The organism is Pulveribacter sp., assembly GCF_032079985.1.
Lineage (GTDB): Bacteria > Pseudomonadota > Gammaproteobacteria > Burkholderiales > Burkholderiaceae_C > Melaminivora.
Map to the genome: position 1 here is coordinate 95298 of NZ_DAMATK010000002.1, position 15527 is coordinate 110824.

Sequence of the window (15527 nt, forward strand, 5' to 3'; positions counted from 1 at the left end):
GGGCCGTGCGGGCCCGGGGCGCCGGCTTTCCTTTGTTCTCCTGCGTCCTCGACTTCCTGAACACTACCCCTCCACACCATGGCACACCTACTTTCTTCTTCTTTTTCCTCTTTCATCCGCGCGGCAGGCGCGGCGTTGGCCCTCGCGGGCCTGGCCGGTTGCGCCAGCCAGGCGCCCGTCGCCGAGGTGCTGCGCCACCGCGTGCCCGGGTCGGACTTTCCCATCGCCGCCGCCGTGGAGGTGCCTGCCGGCGCCACCACGGTGTACCTGTCGGGGCAGGTGCCGCCGGTGGTGGACAAGTCGCTGCCCGGCAATGACCCGCGCGCCTATGGCGGCGACACGCGGGCGCAGACACTGGGCGTGCTGCGCAGCATCGAATCGCAGCTCAAGGGCCTGGGCCTGACCATGGGCGACATCGTGAAGATGCAGGTGTTCCTCGTGGCCGATCCGAAGAAGGGCAACGCGATGGACTTTGCCGGCTTCATGGAGGGCTACACCCAGTACTTCGGCACCAGCGCCCAGCCGCGCCTGCCGGTGCGCTCGGCCTTCCAGATCGCCGCATTGGCCAACCCCGCCTGGCTGGTGGAGATCGAGGTCACGGCCGTGCGCCCGCCGGCGCCAGCGGCCGCGCGCTGACGCCGGCGCCCCCGCGGCGCCCGTGGGGACAGGGGCGCTCTGAGACAATCGCGGGCATGAGCGCCCCCGCAGAAAATCTCTCCGAAACCCCGGCTTTTCCGTCCACTGTCATTCCCACGCAGCCACCGGGCTGGCTCGAAGTCGATTCCATGGACCTGGACGCCCAGGGCGTCGCCCGCCGCCCTGACGGCAAGGTCGTCTTCATCGACGGCGCGCTGCCCGGCGAGCTGGTCAGCGCCACGTCCGGCCGCAAGAAGAACAACTGGGAGCAGGCGCAGCTGACCGAAATCCACCGCGAATCCAGCCTGCGCGTGCGCCCCCTGTGCCCGCACTTCGGGCTGCACGCGGGCGCTTGCGGCGGCTGCAAAATGCAGCACCTGGAGGCCGGCGCCCAGGTCGCCGTCAAGCAGCGCGTGCTGGAGGACAACCTCTGGCACCTGGGCAAGGTGCGGCCCGAGACCATCCTGCGGCCCATCGAGGGCCCTGCCTGGGGCTACCGCTGGCGCGCCCGCCTGTCGGTGCGCTACGTTCCCAAGAAGGGCACGGTGCTGGTGGGCTTCCATGAGAGGAAGAGCCGCTACATCGCGGACATGCAGACCTGCAAGATCCTGCCGCCGCACGTGGACGCGCTGCTGATGCCGCTGCGCGGGCTGATCGCCAGCCTGCAGGCGCGCGACACCTGCCCGCAGATCGAGCTGGCCTGCGGCGACCGCGTCACGGCGCTGGTGCTGCGCCACCTGGAGCCGCTGTCCGAGCCCGACCTGGGCCGCCTGCGCGACTTTGCCGCGCTGCACGGCGTGCAGTGGTGGCTGCAGCCCAAGGGGCCGGACACGGTGCACCTGCTGGATGAGGGCGGCGAGGCGCTGGCCTATGACCTGCCGGATTTCGGCATCACCATGCCGTTCAAGCCCACGGACTTCACCCAGGTCAACCCGCACATCAACCGCGTGCTGGTGGCGCGTGCGCTGCGCCTGCTGGGCGTGCGCAGCGATGAGCGCGTCATCGACTGGTTCTGCGGCCTGGGCAACTTCACGCTGCCCCTGGCCACGCGGGCGCGCGAGGTGCTGGGCATCGAGGGCAGCGAGGCGCTGGTGGCCCGCTCGCGCGAGAATTATGCAAAAAATCAGGCGCAAAGGCGCGTGGGGCAAGCGCTGGCAGCTACTACTTTCGTAGCGCGCAACCTGTTCGAGATGACGCCCGCGCTGCTGATGGCCGACGGCAGCGCCGACAAGTGGCTGGTCGACCCGCCGCGCGAGGGCGCCTTTGCCCTGGTCAAGGCCCTGGCCGACATCCACCAGGCACGCATCGGCGCGGAAGGCGCAGCGCCCCTGCCGGCGGGCAGCGAGGGCTGGACACCTCCGGCGCGCATCGTCTACGTCAGCTGCAATCCCGCCACCCTGGCGCGCGACGCCGGGCTGCTGGTGCACCTGGCCGGCTACCGCTGCGTGGCGGCGGGCGTGGTCAACATGTTCCCGCACACGGCGCACGTGGAGAGCATGGCCGTGTTCGAGCGAGTGGTCTAGGAAATAACAGTCAAAAGGGCCTCAAGCCCTTGCAGGACAAGCGCTGGCAGCTATTGAATCAATAGCGTCAGCCGCGGTTGCGCGGGCTGCGCGGCTCGTCCGCGTTGCCGTCCTCATCGCGCGAGCGCCTGGGCTTGGCCGGCTCGGCGGGCTTTTCCAGCTGCGTGAGCACCGAGGGCGATCCCTCGATCTTGTTCTCGCGCATGTAAACGTCCATGTCCTTCCAGCCGGCGAAGATCTGCGCCTTGGCTGCCTTGGGGTTGAGCGTATAGCAGTCCTCCAGCCCGCGCAGCGCATGGCGGCAGGCGCCGCCGATGGCCTTGGCCTCGGCCTCGCGCTGCACGGCGCGGGGGTCCGGCCCCAGGCCGGGGATGTCGCAGCCGGCCAGCGCCAGCAGAGCGGCGGCCAGCGCCGCGTGGCGCAGGGCGGTGAAGGGCGCGCGGGGCGCGGTGAAGATGGAGCGCTGCATATCCTGGTTATCGGCCGATGGAGCCGTTAGTTGAGCACAGGCGAAAAAAAGCCCCGCAAGACGTGCGGGGCCGTGGCGCGCAGGCGCTGCGCGTCAGTCGCGCTCGCCGCCCATGATGCCCAGCAGGGCCAGCAGGCTCTGGAACACGTTGAACAGGTCCAGGTACAGGGCCAGCGTGGCGCTGATGTAGTTGGTCTCGCCGCCGTCCAGGATGCGCTTGATGTCGTACAGCATGAAGGCGCTGAAAATGCCGATGGCCGCCACCGAGATGGCCATCATGCCGGCCGACGAGCCCACGAAAACGTTGACGATGGCACCCACCATCAGCACCAGGGCGCCGACGAACAGCCACTTGCCCATGCCCGACAGGTCGCGCTTGATGACCGTGGCCAGGCTGGCCATGACGAAGAACACGCCCGCCGTGCCGGCAAACGCCGTCATGATCAGCTCGGAGCCGTTGGAAAAGCCCAGCACCATGCCGATCAGTCGCGACAGCATCAGGCCCATGAAGAACGTGAAGCCCAGCAGCACCGGCACGCCGGCGGCCGAGTTCTTGGTCTTCTCGATGGCGAACATGAAGCCGAAGGCGCCGCCCAGGAACACGATCAGCCCCAGGCCGCCGCGCAGCGACTGCGTAATGCCGGTGGCCACGCCCAGCCAGGCGCCGGCCACGGTGGGCAGCAGGCTCAGGGCCAGCAGCCAGTAGGTGTTGCGCAGCACGCGGTGGCGTTGGTCCTGCGAAAGGGCATAGCCGCCAGCGGTGTCGATGCGTGTGATGCCGTTGTTCATGTGGATGTCTCTCCTGCTGTTCGATCAGAGGGCCTGCAAGGGAAAAGAGGCGCGGGCCAATGGATTCTAGGTGGGGGGTTTGCCGGGCCTTTGCAATACCCGCGCACCATCCCGTACTTTAATGTCGGCATTGTTTCACCCGGATAGGGCGCAGTGCCTGTCGCATTGGTGGCTATGCTGGTGCCGTTTGTGTTGAACCTTTGACCTCTTTGCATTTGCCATGAAAACCTCCCACGTTCTTGAGCTCTCCGATATCAAGCAGATCGCCGCTGCCGCCGAGGCCGAGGCGCAGAAGAACCAGTGGGCCGTCACCATCGCCATCGTCGACGGCGGCGGCCACCCGCTGCACCTGGCGCGCCTGGACGGTGCCGCGCCCGTGTCGGCCCACATCGCCTCGGCCAAGGCCCGCACCGCCGCCCTGGGCTGCCGCGAGAGCAAAGGCTATGAAGACATGATCAACGGCGGGCGCACGGCCTTCCTTTCGGCTCCGGTCATCGACGGCATGCTCGAGGGCGGCGTGCCGATCATGAAAGACGGCCAGTGCCTGGGCGCCGTGGGCGTGAGCGGCGTGAAGGCCAATGAAGACGCGCAAATTGCCCGCGCCGGCATTGCCGCCCTGGGTCTGTAAACGACCAGCCGGGCTTTTGCCCGAAAAAGAAAATGCCGGCCCGTCAGGGGCCGGCATTTTTTTTTTGCCTTGGGAATCGAGGGGGCTGCGGGCGGCAGTAAAAAAAGCCTGGCTACGCGAAGAAGAGGGAATCTCTTCGTTGGCTGGCAAAAACGACTGGTCGGGCCGCAACGGCCTTCAAGTCGCCCCACGATGAAACACGGTATGCAGTGATTACTTGGTCAGGATCAGCTTGCCCAGCTTGGTGGCCTGCAACTGGTAGAAGGCGCCGTTGTGCACGATGGTCACGGCCTTGCGGCCCTGCAGGAGAGCGGTGCTGTCCAGGGCATGGCGCCCGTCTGCGGCGGGGCGGGCCTCCTGCACGGGGGCCGTGGTGGGCAGGGTGGGCGTGGCGGTCAGGACGGCGGACATGGGGTTGGGTTGGCGGTGCGTTGAAGTTAGTTAATGATAACCATTCTCAACTACCAGTCAAGTCATCTGCCGTGCTCTGGATGGTAAAAAAGTGTTTTGTGCCCGGTTGTCCATCGCCAGGTTTTACTTGGCCGGGTCGGTGACGAAGCCGATCTTGCGCACGCCGGCGCGCTGCGCCGCGGCCATGGCCTGGGCCACGCGCTCGTAGCGCACGTCCTTGTCGCCGCGGATGTGCAGGTCCGGCTGCGGCTCCTTGATTGCCTCGGCGCGCAGGCGCGGCTCCAGTTCCTCGTCGCTGAGAGTGGTCTCGTTCCAGTGGTAGACGCCATCGGCCGTCACCGACAGGCGGATGGTCTCCGGCTTGATGATCTCTTCCTGGTTGGCCGCGCGCGGCAGGTCCACCGGCACAGCGTGCTTCATGACGGGCACGGTGATGATGAAGATGATGAGCAGCACCAGCATGACGTCCACCAGCGGCGTCATGTTGATCTCGTTCATCACCTCGTCGGCGCTGTCCTGCGTTCCGAAAGCCATGGTGTCAGCCCTTCTTCATGGGCACGATGCGGGCGCCGTTCTCGGACGGCAGGCTGACGCGCGCGCCGGTCACGAAGTAAGCGTGCAGGTCGTGCGCGAAGCTGTTCAGGCTGTTCAGGATGTGCTTGTTGCCGCGCACCAGCGCGTTGTAGCCCAGCACCGCGGGGATGGCCACGGCCAGACCCAGGGCGGTCATGATCAGCGCCTCGCCGATGGGGCCGGCGACCTTGTCGATGGTGGACTGGCCTGATGTACCGATGGCCACCAGCGCGTGGTAGATGCCCCAGACGGTGCCGAACAGTCCGATGAAGGGCGCTGTGGAGCCCACCGAGGCCAGGATGGCCAGGCCGGACTGCAGCCGCGCCGTGAACTCGTCGATGCAGTTGCGCAGGCAGCGCGTGACCCAGTCGCTCACGTCCAGGCTGTCGTGCAGGTGCGCCTGGGTGTTGCGGTGGTGCTGCGTGGCTTCGCGGCCTTCCAGCGCCAGGTAGCGAAACGGGTTGGCTGCGTCGCCCTGCAACTTGTTCAGCCCGGCGGCAAAGTCCTCGCTGTGCCAGAAGTCGCGGGCCTCGCGGGCGCGCTTCTTGAACTGCACGATGTCCAGTGCCTTGATGACGATGACGATCCACGAGGCCAGCGACATGGCCAGCAGCAGAACGGCGGTGGCGCGGGTGACGAAGTCGCCCTGGATCCAGACGTTGGCGATGCCGAATTGCGATTGCATGAAAAAAGACTCCTGAGGAGAGCGGCCGAGGCCTGATTTTGGGGTGACGGGTGTGGCGGCGCCTGCGGCCTGCTTATTTATTGCTTGAGCACGAAGTGGATGGGCTGCACGAACCACATGGCCTCGGGCACGCCGCTGCGTGTGCCGGGCACGAAGCGCCAGCGCAGCACCGTGTCCACGGCCTGGCGGTCCAGGCGGTCGAAGCCGCTGGACTTCTTCACTTCCACCTTCTGCGGCAGGCCATCGGCGCCGATCAGCACGTTAAGCGTGACCACGCCCTGTTCGCCCAGGCGCCGGCTGACGGCGGGGTAGGCAGGAGCGGGGTTGTTCAGGTGGCTGGCGCTGCTGGAGGGCTGCACGACAGCGGGCGGCGCCGGCGGCGCGGGCGGCGCAGGAGGAGCTGGTGGAGCTGGTGGAGCTGGTGGAGCAGTGGGCGCCGGCGCGACGAGCGGGGGCGCGGGCGGCTGTGGCTCCGTCACGCCCACGGGGGCGTTGGGCGTGGGTGTGGGATCGGCCACGGCCAGGGGCATGGGGGCTGGTGCCGGCCGGGGCTTGGGCGGCGCGGGTTTGGGCGGAGCCGGTTTGGGGGGCGGCGGCACCGGCGCCGGTTTGGGCGGGGCAGGGGGGGCGGGCGGCGCGATGGGGGCGGCCGGCTGTGCCACCAGGAATTCGCTGAGCACCTGCACCGGGGTGATGACGACCGGTGGCTCCGTGCGCTTGAGGCCGGCCTGCAGCGCCCACAGACCCGCCACGTGCAGCGCCAGCACCGATCCGGCAATGGCGGCGGTGCGGCCCGTCAACCCCGGCGAGGCGCCGTATCTATCAGGCAAGTGCATAAAAATGATAGCTGCTGGCGCTTTCCCAGCAAGGGCTCAAGGCCGAAAAGGCTCGAAGTTTCTGGCGGTGCGGCGGCCTACCTGCGCACGATCCACCACAGCGAACACAGCACGATGATCAGGCTGCCGGCCAGAGGGATGAGGACTTGCATGCGTTGCCTTCCTGCAGGAGGGGGGCAAGCTGGCTGGGGCCGGGAGCCACTTCGCTGCGCAGCGCGGCCACCGGCTGGCTGGAGCAGCATTGCGCCACGACGTCGCGGGCGCAATCTTCGCAGCGGCCGCACTGGGTGGCAACGCCGAGTTCGAACTGGATCTCGTCAAAGCTCATTCCTGCCCGCGCATGGCGTGCAATCTCGCGGTCGGAAACACGGTGGCAGACACAGACGATCATGGCTTGGGGCAGGCAGACGTGGCTGGCTTGGGTTGAAACGATGCCGAAGTATAAATGAGAATCCATCGCATTCTTGTCCAAGTCCCTGCCGTCGTTCAGGTGAAATCCGTATCGCCCGATGGCGCGGGCGAAAAAAAACCGGCGCCTGGGGCGCCGGCCTGTTTGCCGCCGGGAGCGCGGAGCTTCCGGGCGCGGCTGGTGGAGACCTTACTTGACGTGCTTGCCGATCAGGCCGGCCATCTCGAACATCGAGACCTGGGGCTTGCCGAACACTTCCTTGAGCTTGGCGTCGGCGTTGATCATGCGCTTGTTGCTGGCGTCCTGCAGGTTGTGCTCTTTGATGTAGACCCACAGCTTGCTGATGATCTCGGTGCGCGGCAGGGGCGTGGAGCCCACCACAGCGGCCAGGGCGGGGCTGGGGGTCAGCGGCTTCATGAAGGCGGCGTTGGGCGTGCGCTTCTTGGCGGGAGCGGCGGATGCGTTCTTTGCAGTTGCCATGTCGGATGGTCCTTGTTCGTAGTAATGGAGAAGTCACCAGCGAACGCCTGCTGCTCCACTGGTAGCGGCGATGCTACTGGGAAAAAAACGCCTTTCCAAGGAGCGGCGGCTTTTTTCACCGGCGAAAACCCGACTGTGGCGCGGGCGACAATGCTCGCCGCACCTGTGTCCTACCCTTCGAAAGGCTCTTGCATGACCACTGGCCCCGCCTCCCTTCACAGCACTTGCGACCTGTGCGACGCGCACCGCCAAAGCGACGGCAGCGACGGCTTTCGCGTGCTGCCGCCCGGTTTTCACAGCTATGGCGGCGTGCCGGCCTTCGGCGGCGAGGTACGCACCGTGCGCTGTTTCGAGGACAACACGCAGGTCAAGGCCGCGGTGGAATCGCCCGGCCAGGGCTGCGTGCTGGTGGTGGACGGCGGCGGATCACTGCGCCGCGCGCTGATCGGCGGTAACCTGGCCGCCAGCGCCGCGCGCAACGGCTGGGCCGGCATTGTGGTGAACGGCTGCGTGCGCGACGTGGCCGAGCTGGCGGCCGCGCAGGTCGGCATCCGCGCCTTGGGGCTGGTGCCCATGCCGACCGAGCGGCGCGGCGAGGGGCAGGCGGGCGTCGCCGTGCTGATGCAAGGCGTGTGGGTGCGCCCGGGCGACTGGCTCTATGCCGATGCCGACGGCATCGTGGTGAGCGAGCGGGCGCTGTAGCCGCGCCGCGCCCGCATCAGGCCGAGCCCGGCTTGCCACGCCCTACGCGCCAGGCCAGGCGCGAGGGCAGGGTGGCCAGCACCACGCTGGCCAGAGCGATGCCGAAGGCCACCAGCTGCATGGCGGTGAAACGCTCGCCCAGCACCGCCACGCCCACCAGCGCCGCGCTGATGGGCAGCAGCACCGTGAACACACCGCCCTGCGCGGCCGGCACGGCTTTCAGCCCGGTCATCCACAGCCACACCGTCCACACGCAGGCGGCCAGGGCATAGAACAGCAGCAGCAACCACATGCCGGGCGCCACGGCGCCGAAGTCAAAGCGCAGCGCAAACCACAGGCCCAGCGGCGTGGCCAGCGCAAAGCCCCACAGGTTGATGAGCGAGGTGATGCGCCGCGGCCCCAGGGCTCCGGTGAGCTTCTTGCCGATCACGGAATAGGCCCCCTCGCAGAGTGAGGCGGCTACCAGCAGGGCATAGCCCAGCCAGGCCAGGTTTGGCGTGTTTTTGGCTTCTAGCGCTGATGCAGCCTGCGCAGGCAGCTCTGGTTTTGATAGCGCGAACAGGGCGATGCCGGCCACCGCGCAGGCCACGGCCACCCACGTGCGAGGGGCCACGCGCTCGCGCAGGAACAGCCAGCTCATGATTGCCACGCACGCCGGGATGGAAGCCATGATGACCCCGGCCGAAGTGGCGCTGGTCAGGCTGACGCCATAGATCATGCAGATGGTGAACAAAAAGTTGCCCAGCAGCGACTGCAGGAACAGCAGGCTGCGGGTCTGCCGCGTCATGACAGGCTCGTCTGCCGGACGTCGCAGCCAGCCCACCATGGCCACCGCGCCAATGCCGAAGCGCAGCCAGGCCAGAAGGAACACCGGAAAGGCGGCCGCCAGCGGCTTGGACAGCGCCACGTAGCTGCCCACGAGCGACATGCTCAAGGCCAGGCAAAAATAGGCGACAGGGCGGCTGGGTGTGTGCACGGCAGTGGTGGCAGCGTGGGCAAAGCGCGAATCATGCACGAGCGGCAGGTGACGTGATGGTCTTAACGGCATCTCGCATGGCAAGAGTAAATTTTTGCATTACGAGAAGTGCACTTTGTTGCACTGCCGCGATTTTTCTCATTACAAGAAGAGCGATTTTGTAAAGAGAAAATTCGATGCTAAGTCTATGTTTTTCAAGTAAAAAATTTATGTCTTATATAAGACATAAGAGGTTGCACAGGTCTTATAGAAGACTTAAAGTTCTCCCAACGGCCCAACCGCCACACCCCTCACACAACCCTGTCTGGAGAGCACACATGTCCAATTCCCTGAACGCCCAACTGAGCCGCGAGCAGCAAGTCGCCGCCCTGGAGAAAGACTGGGCCAACAACCCCCGTTGGAAGAGCGTGAAGCGCGGCTACAGCGCCGCCGACGTGGTGCGCCTGCGCGGCAGCCTGCAGCCCGAGTACACGCTGGCCCAGCGCGGTGCGGCCAAGCTGTGGGAGAAGGTCAACGGCGGCGCCAAGAAGGGCTACGTGAACGCCTTCGGTGCCATTACTGCCGGCCAAGCCATGCAACAGGCCAAGGCCGGCCTGGAGGCCGTGTACCTGTCGGGCTGGCAGGTGGCCGCTGACGGCAACACCAGCGAGACCATGTACCCCGACCAGTCGCTGTACGCGTACGACTCGGTGCCGACCATGGTGCGTCGCATCAACAACACCTTCAAGCGTGCCGACGAGATCCAGTGGGGCCGCGGCATCAACCCCGGCGACAAGGAGTTCATCGACTACTTCCTGCCCATCGTGGCTGACGCCGAAGCCGGCTTCGGCGGCGTGCTGAACGCCTTTGAGCTGATGAAGAACATGATCGCCGCCGGCGCCGCCGGTGTGCACTTCGAAGACCAGCTGGCTGCCGTGAAGAAGTGCGGCCACATGGGCGGCAAGGTGCTGGTGCCCACGCAGGAAGCCTGCGAGAAGCTGATCGCCGCACGCTTCGCCGCCGACGTGATGGGCGTGCCCACGCTGATCCTGGCGCGCACGGACGCCGAGGCCGCCAACCTGATCACCAGCGACCACGATGCCAACGACAAGCCGTTCCTGACGGGCGAGCGCACGCAGGAAGGCTTCTACCGCGTGAAGAACGGCCTGGAGCAGGCCATCAGCCGCGGCGTGGCCTACGCTCCCTACGCCGACCTGGTGTGGTGCGAAACCGGTACGCCCGATCTGGGCTTCGCCCGCGAATTCGCCCAGGCCGTGCACGCCGCCTGCCCGGGCAAGCTGCTGTCGTACAACTGCTCGCCGTCGTTCAACTGGAAGAAGAACCTGGACGACGCCACCATCGCCCGCTTCCAGGACGAGCTCTCGGCTCTGGGCTACAAGTACCAGTTCATCACGCTGGCCGGCATCCACAGCAATTGGTACAACACGTTCAAGTTCGCCCACGCCTACGCACGCGGCGAAGGCATGCGCCACTACGTGGAGATGATCCAGGAGCCGGAATTCGCAGCGCGCGAGCAGGGCTACACCTTCGTGAGCCACCAGCAGGAAGTGGGCGCGGGCTACTTTGACGACGTGACCACCGTGATCCAGGGCGGTTCTTCCAGCGTGAAGGCACTGACGGGCTCGACGGAAGAGGAGCAGTTCCACTGATCCGGTATGGATAGGGGCTGCCGGCAGGAGGGTTGAAAATCCTGCTGTCGGTGGTCCGGTTCCTCCCCAGGAATCAACCAACCATGAAGGCCTTCGGTTCCTTGCGGAACCGGGGGCTTTTGCTTTTGGGCTGCTTGAGTGGTGCTATGCAGCTATGCAAGGGTTATCGCTGCTCGGACAGCTGGAGTCGGCACTGGATTGTGTTGACCATGAAAGGCGTTCACACAGGCCATGCCCGCATGCGAAATGCATCGGCCAGAAAATCGATCAGCGCACGAACCTTGGGCGTCAGGTGACGGCGACTCGGGTACACCGCGTAAACGCCAAGCTCAATGGAGCGGTACTCTGGCATCACTTCCACCAGCGCTCCCGACTCCATGTGGGGCCCTACCAGGAATGACGGCTGCAGTACAAGACCCATGTGCTGCAGTGCTGCGGCGACGCAGGTGTCTCCACTGTTGGTGCGCATGCGCGGCGATACCCTGACCAGTATCGGCTCCTTCTGCCCTTGCGGCCCCGAGAACTCCCACTGGTCCCCCATGGCCAGGAGTGAATATGCGATCACCGCATGTTCCGTCAGCTCGGCGGGATGCCTGGGCGCTCCATAACGGCCCAGATATTGCGGTGAAGCACACAAGATCAGCCGGGTCGACGTCAGCTGGCGGCTGATGAGCGAAGACGCCTGAAGGCGCGCGATTCGAACAGCAACATCGAAGCCTTCCTCGACCAGGTCCACCAGCCGATCAGACAGCGTCACGTCCAAGGTGACTCTCGGGTTCATCGCCATGAAAGCGGGCCACAGCGGTGCAAGATGCAGTAGCCCGAAGGTGACCGGCACGTTCACCCGCAGCTGCCCGATGGCTTGGCCAACATGGGTGGACAGCTCGGCCTCGGCCTCTGCAACGCCATCGACGAGTTGCCGGCAACGTTCATGAAAGAGCTCACCCTCGGGCGTGAGCGACAGCTTGCGTGTTGTTCGGTGAAGCAGCCGCACACCGAGCCGCGCTTCCAGATCACTGACCAGTCGTGACACGGCCGTCTTTGACAGATCCAACGCTTCAGCCGCCCGAACAAAGCTGCCGGCGTCCACCACCGCGACAAAGACGCGCATCTCCTGAAATCGATCCATGATGCTGATTATGCCGAATATCGGGACAACTAGTGCATTTGGATCTTATTTATCTATTCATTTTGGGACTTTAAAGTGGAGTCCATGCAGCAAGTCGCTGCTTTCACTCAAGGACACATCATGAACAACACATTCCTGCACCGCCTGCTTGCGACCGACAACGGATCGGGCGCCCTGGCCTTGCGCATTCCCGTAGGCATCATCTTCTCCGCCCATGGCGCACAGAAGCTCTTCGGCTGGTTTGGTGGCTATGGGCTCGAAGGCACCGGCCAGTTCTTCGGATCCCTGGGGCTGAACCCCGGCTTTCTGATGGCGCTGCTGGCCGGTGCTGCCGAGTTCTTCGGCGGCCTGGCCCTGGTGCTAGGTGTGGCGGTTCGCCCGGCTGCCGCCGCCCTGGGCTTCGCCATGCTGGTTGCCATCTTCGCCGTGCATATCGGCAACGGCTTCTTCGTGGACAAGGGCGGCTACGAGTACGCACTGACCCTGTTCGCTGCCTCGCTGTCCCTGTTGTTCAGTGGTGGTGGTCGCTTCTCGGTCGACCGCGCCCTTACCGGAGAACGCTGATGTCACGCCTGCCCACTCTGTTTATCTCGCACGGTGCACCCACCTTCGCCATCGATCCCGGTGTGGCTGGTCCCAGGCTGACCGAGCTGGGCCGCTCGCTGCCCCGTCCGAAGGCGGTGCTGATCATCTCGCCGCACTGGATGACGCCCACGCCGCTGGTGGGCACCACCACTCGGCCTACCACCATTCACGACTTCGGCGGGTTTGCCCCGGCCTTGTACCAACTGAGCTATCCGGCTGCAGGTCATCCTGAGCTGGCCCAGCGCACCATCGCGCAACTGACAAAGGCGGGTTGGCCGGCGCAGGCGGACGAGCGACGCGGCCTCGACCATGGGGCCTGGGTGCCCCTGCTGCACCTGTTTCCGCAGGCCGACGTGCCGGTGTTCCAGGTCTCCCTTCCATCGAGGCTGGATGCACGGCGCGCGTGGGCTTTCGGGCAGGCGCTGGCGCCGCTGGCCGAGGAAGGCGTGCTGATCATCGGTTCCGGCAGCCTCACTCACAACCTGTACGAGTTCCGCTCGGCACACGGTGCGGACGAAGCCTATGTGGCCACATTCGCGGGTTGGGTGCGTAAAGCCGTGGAGCAGGGGGACAATGCCCGCCTGCTGCGGACACTGGAGGACGCGCCAAATGCCCACCGGGCACACCCGACCGCTGAGCACTTCTGGCCCCTCCTGGTGGCTGCGGGTGCAGCCGATGCCGGCACCGGCACCCCGCCCGGCACGGTGATCGAAGGTGGCATTGCGCATGGCATGCTGGCCATGGATTCCTACGCATTCGGCCTGACCGCCGCTGCCCACTGAACACGCGAGGTGACCATGCAAACCGATCTGATTCTTCAGCGCCCTCGGAGGTCGGATAACGCAGAGTTGCTGCTGCTGTTCCACGGCGTGGGGTCCAGTGCCGAGGACCTGGCGCCGCTGGGCCAGGCTCTGGCCGCGCAGCGGCTCAACGCCTGGGTCATCAGCGTTCGCTCGCCGGACCGCTCGGCCCTCGGGCGGGGCTGGCAATGGTTCTCGGTGCAGGGTGTGACCGAAGCCAACCGGCCTGAACGGGTTGCCTCGGCGATGCCCGCGTTCCGGGAGCGCATTCGGGCATGGCAGAGTGAAACAGGCGTTGGCCCCCAGAGCACGACGCTGCTTGGCTTCTCGCAAGGCGCGATCATGGCGCTGGAGTCGACGCAGCTCTGCGGCGCCTCCAGATACGCTGCCCGTGTGATCGCGATCGCCGGGCGCTTCGCGCAACCAGCCCGGATCAAGCCGGAGGATGTCGCAGTGCATCTGCTGCATGGCGAGCAGGATCACGTGATGCCCGTCAGGCTGGCCATGGAGGCTGAACATGAGTTGCGGTCCCTGGGAGCTGCCCCAACACTGGACCGCTTTGCAGGCCTTGGCCACGGCATTGATGCGCGCGTGGTTCAGGTCATCGGTCGGCGCCTGCAGGATGTGAACGAGGAGAAGGGCTTGTGAGCTCCGGCCCGTTGACCCGCATTCGCTTCGACGATGACCGTACCGTCCTCTCGGATGGAGCATCGCCCCCTGTGGTGCTGAACGTCGCGGCGATCAACATCGCGACGCGGTTGTTCCGGCACGATCCTCCCGCACCGGGAGAGATCGAGCAGGCCATCGACTGGGTTGAGGATGCGCTGGCCCACACGGGCCTGAAACAGGCCGTGCGCGGCGACCTGGTGATTGATGCCCTCGTATCGTTCGAGCAACTGGGGCTACACGCTGCGTGTGAGCGAATGACGCGCGAACAGCTGGAAGCCAGGTTCCAGCGGCTGGCGTCGATAGCGCTGGGCCAGCCGCGAGCGCAGGATGATCCGCCGACGGAGCCGATGGCAGCTGCCATGCTGTTAATCCTGCGCGAGTGCATGCACCACCTGGGCTACAGCGGGCTGGTGACAGACCGGCACTGAAGCAATCGGTCCAGCTTCCACAGGCCAGGGGCGTGTTACACGACGTCCCAACGCAGGCTTGGCCCAGCTGGCCGCAGCACTGCCGACGGCCCAAGGAGTGTTTGGGCTCTTGCACGCGAACCACGGCGGCCCGTCCAGGATGAGAGCGGCGGTGCAAGCGCAGCTGCTAAATTCGACTTCGCCGTTGGGCAGTAGCGTCTCTTCGGGTCGCAGAGGCCTGCGTGAACACGAGCCGCCGCCCTGAGGGTTGCTTCAAAGGAGAGCAGTGGCATTGGTAGTTCCGGACAGCCGTGCATGCCGCCCCGTTGGGGCGGTTTTTGTTTTTGAAGAACAGGGGCGCAGCCGCTGCGCCAGGGGAGGGTGGGGTGCAAGAGTTGCGCAAGGCAGGGCGTTTCGAGCGCGTGGACGCGCTGCGCGGCCTGGCCATCGTGTGGATGACGGCCTATCACTTCTGCTTCGACCTGAGCCACTACGGCTACTGGCTGCAGGACTTCCGCGGCGATCCGTTCTGGACGCTGCAGCGCACCAGCATCGTCAGCCTGTTCCTGCTGTGCGCGGGACTGGGGCAGGCTGTGGCTTGGCAGCGCGGCGTGGGCCGCGCACGCTTCGCACGGCGCTGGGCCCAGGTGGCGGGCTGCGCGCTGCTGGTGACGGCGGGCTCGTACGTCATGTTCCCGCGCAGCTTCATCTATTTCGGTGTGCTGCACGGCATGGCGGTGATGCTGCTGGTGGCGCGCGCCACGGCTGGCTGGCGCAATGCATGGCTGGTGCTGGCGGGCGCGCTGGCATTGGCGCTGCCGCCACTGGCCGCCGCGGTGCTCGGCGGGCCGCTGGCGCCGCTGGCCGAGGCCTTCAACGCGCGCGGGCTCAACTGGCTGGGACTCATCACCCGCAAGCCCTTCACCGAGGACTATGTACCCGTCTTTCCCTGGCTGGGCGTGATGTGGTGGGGGCTGGCGCTGGGCAAATGGCTGCTGGCCCGGCCGGCGCAGCCGCTGGCGCGGGCGGTGCCGCGAGCGGGCGCGCCGCTGGTGCTGCTGGGGCGCTACAGCCTGAGCTGGTACATGCTGCACCAGCCGGCGCTGATCGGCGGCCTGCTGCTGTGGGGCGCGCTGATGCGCTGATGCGCAGGTTTGCAGGCAACAAAAAA

At 66.1% G+C, this 15527-nt stretch carries 20 protein-coding genes; 10 read left to right on the forward strand and 10 right to left on the reverse strand.

The features are described 5' to 3' along the window. Positions 1 to 78 precede the first annotated feature (78 nt). Positions 79 to 636 (forward strand): RidA family protein, encoded by a 558-nt coding sequence (locus tag RT282_RS06695; RefSeq protein WP_313312788.1) that lies wholly within the window; start codon positions 79 to 81, stop codon positions 634 to 636. Between the two features lie 56 nt (positions 637 to 692). Further along, positions 693 to 2159, forward strand: coding sequence for a 23S rRNA (uracil(1939)-C(5))-methyltransferase RlmD (gene rlmD, locus RT282_RS06700; protein ID WP_313312790.1), 1467 nt, complete (start codon positions 693 to 695; stop codon positions 2157 to 2159). A gap of 67 nt (positions 2160 to 2226) precedes the next feature. Here the strand turns inward: rlmD and RT282_RS06705 are convergent, their stop codons facing one another. Continuing rightward, positions 2227 to 2628, reverse strand: a complete 402-nt coding sequence (locus tag RT282_RS06705; protein ID WP_313312792.1) for a hypothetical protein — start codon at positions 2626 to 2628, stop codon at positions 2227 to 2229. Between the two features lie 93 nt (positions 2629 to 2721). Beyond that, positions 2722 to 3417 carry a Bax inhibitor-1/YccA family protein gene (locus tag RT282_RS06710; protein WP_313312794.1) on the reverse strand — a complete coding sequence of 232 codons (696 nt, stop codon included), beginning with the start codon at positions 3415 to 3417 and terminating at the stop codon, positions 2722 to 2724. A gap of 220 nt (positions 3418 to 3637) precedes the next feature. Between RT282_RS06710 and RT282_RS06715 the strand changes: the two genes are divergently transcribed. Continuing rightward, a complete protein-coding gene (locus RT282_RS06715; RefSeq protein ID WP_313078824.1) occupies positions 3638 to 4045 on the forward strand; it encodes a heme-binding protein in 408 nt (135 codons plus the stop codon). A 213-nt stretch (positions 4046 to 4258) separates the two neighbouring features. Here RT282_RS06715 and hemP read toward each other — a convergent pair whose 3' ends face one another. The 6 genes from hemP to RT282_RS06745 form a co-directional block, all read right to left on the reverse strand. Beyond that, positions 4259 to 4456 carry a hemin uptake protein HemP gene (gene hemP / locus RT282_RS06720; RefSeq protein WP_313312796.1) on the reverse strand — a complete coding sequence of 66 codons (198 nt, stop codon included), beginning with the start codon at positions 4454 to 4456 and terminating at the stop codon, positions 4259 to 4261. A 123-nt stretch (positions 4457 to 4579) separates the two neighbouring features. Beyond that, the gene (locus RT282_RS06725) at positions 4580 to 4990 is read right to left on the reverse strand and encodes a biopolymer transporter ExbD (protein WP_313312797.1); all 411 of its coding nucleotides are present in this window, start codon (positions 4988 to 4990) and stop codon (positions 4580 to 4582) included. Between the two features lie 4 nt (positions 4991 to 4994). Then, entirely contained in the window at positions 4995 to 5714 is a 720-nt protein-coding gene (locus RT282_RS06730; protein ID WP_312307087.1) for a MotA/TolQ/ExbB proton channel family protein, read from the reverse strand. A gap of 77 nt (positions 5715 to 5791) precedes the next feature. Continuing rightward, entirely contained in the window at positions 5792 to 6550 is a 759-nt protein-coding gene (locus RT282_RS06735; protein ID WP_313312799.1) for an energy transducer TonB, read from the reverse strand. A gap of 118 nt (positions 6551 to 6668) precedes the next feature. Beyond that, a complete protein-coding gene (locus RT282_RS06740; RefSeq protein ID WP_312758772.1) occupies positions 6669 to 6941 on the reverse strand; it encodes a bacterioferritin-associated ferredoxin in 273 nt (90 codons plus the stop codon). Positions 6942 to 7148: 207 nt separating this feature from the next. Next, entirely contained in the window at positions 7149 to 7439 is a 291-nt protein-coding gene (locus RT282_RS06745) for an SWIB/MDM2 domain-containing protein (protein WP_312307085.1), read from the reverse strand. A 192-nt stretch (positions 7440 to 7631) separates the two neighbouring features. On the opposite strand from RT282_RS06745, the gene rraA reads away from it, so the two are divergent. After that, entirely contained in the window at positions 7632 to 8141 is a 510-nt protein-coding gene (rraA, locus tag RT282_RS06750) for a ribonuclease E activity regulator RraA (protein ID WP_313312802.1), read from the forward strand. Between the two features lie 16 nt (positions 8142 to 8157). On the opposite strand, the gene RT282_RS06755 is transcribed toward rraA, so the two are convergent. After that, the gene (locus tag RT282_RS06755) at positions 8158 to 9189 is read right to left on the reverse strand and encodes a DMT family transporter (RefSeq protein ID WP_409519461.1); all 1032 of its coding nucleotides are present in this window, start codon (positions 9187 to 9189) and stop codon (positions 8158 to 8160) included. Positions 9190 to 9434: 245 nt separating this feature from the next. Between RT282_RS06755 and aceA the strand changes: the two genes are divergently transcribed. After that, complete coding sequence (gene aceA, locus RT282_RS06760) at positions 9435 to 10766, forward strand: isocitrate lyase (protein ID WP_312307081.1); 1332 nt, start codon at positions 9435 to 9437, stop codon at positions 10764 to 10766. A gap of 220 nt (positions 10767 to 10986) precedes the next feature. On the opposite strand, the gene RT282_RS06765 is transcribed toward aceA, so the two are convergent. Continuing rightward, positions 10987 to 11895, reverse strand: coding sequence for a LysR family transcriptional regulator (locus tag RT282_RS06765; protein ID WP_313312804.1), 909 nt, complete (start codon positions 11893 to 11895; stop codon positions 10987 to 10989). Between the two features lie 120 nt (positions 11896 to 12015). Here RT282_RS06765 and RT282_RS06770 point away from each other — a divergent pair, with 120 nt between their 5' ends. The 5 genes from RT282_RS06770 to RT282_RS06790 all read left to right on the forward strand — a co-directional run bounded on the left by RT282_RS06770 (position 12016) and on the right by RT282_RS06790 (position 15501). Continuing rightward, entirely contained in the window at positions 12016 to 12459 is a 444-nt protein-coding gene (locus RT282_RS06770; protein ID WP_313312805.1) for a DoxX family protein, read from the forward strand. Continuing rightward, on the forward strand, positions 12459 to 13262 hold the full coding sequence (locus tag RT282_RS06775) for a class III extradiol ring-cleavage dioxygenase (RefSeq protein WP_313312807.1): 804 nt from the start codon (positions 12459 to 12461) through the stop codon (positions 13260 to 13262). The genes RT282_RS06770 and RT282_RS06775 overlap by 1 nt, the downstream gene beginning before the upstream one ends. A 15-nt stretch (positions 13263 to 13277) precedes the next feature. Beyond that, on the forward strand, positions 13278 to 13928 hold the full coding sequence (ypfH, locus tag RT282_RS06780; protein ID WP_313312808.1) for an esterase: 651 nt from the start codon (positions 13278 to 13280) through the stop codon (positions 13926 to 13928). Next, the gene (locus tag RT282_RS06785) at positions 13925 to 14377 is read left to right on the forward strand and encodes a hypothetical protein (protein ID WP_312306533.1); all 453 of its coding nucleotides are present in this window, start codon (positions 13925 to 13927) and stop codon (positions 14375 to 14377) included. Before ypfH ends, RT282_RS06785 begins: the two co-directional genes overlap by 4 nt. 434 nt (positions 14378 to 14811) lie before the next feature. Further along, complete coding sequence (locus RT282_RS06790) at positions 14812 to 15501, forward strand: heparan-alpha-glucosaminide N-acetyltransferase (protein ID WP_409519473.1); 690 nt, start codon at positions 14812 to 14814, stop codon at positions 15499 to 15501. Positions 15502 to 15527: the final 26 nt, after the last annotated feature.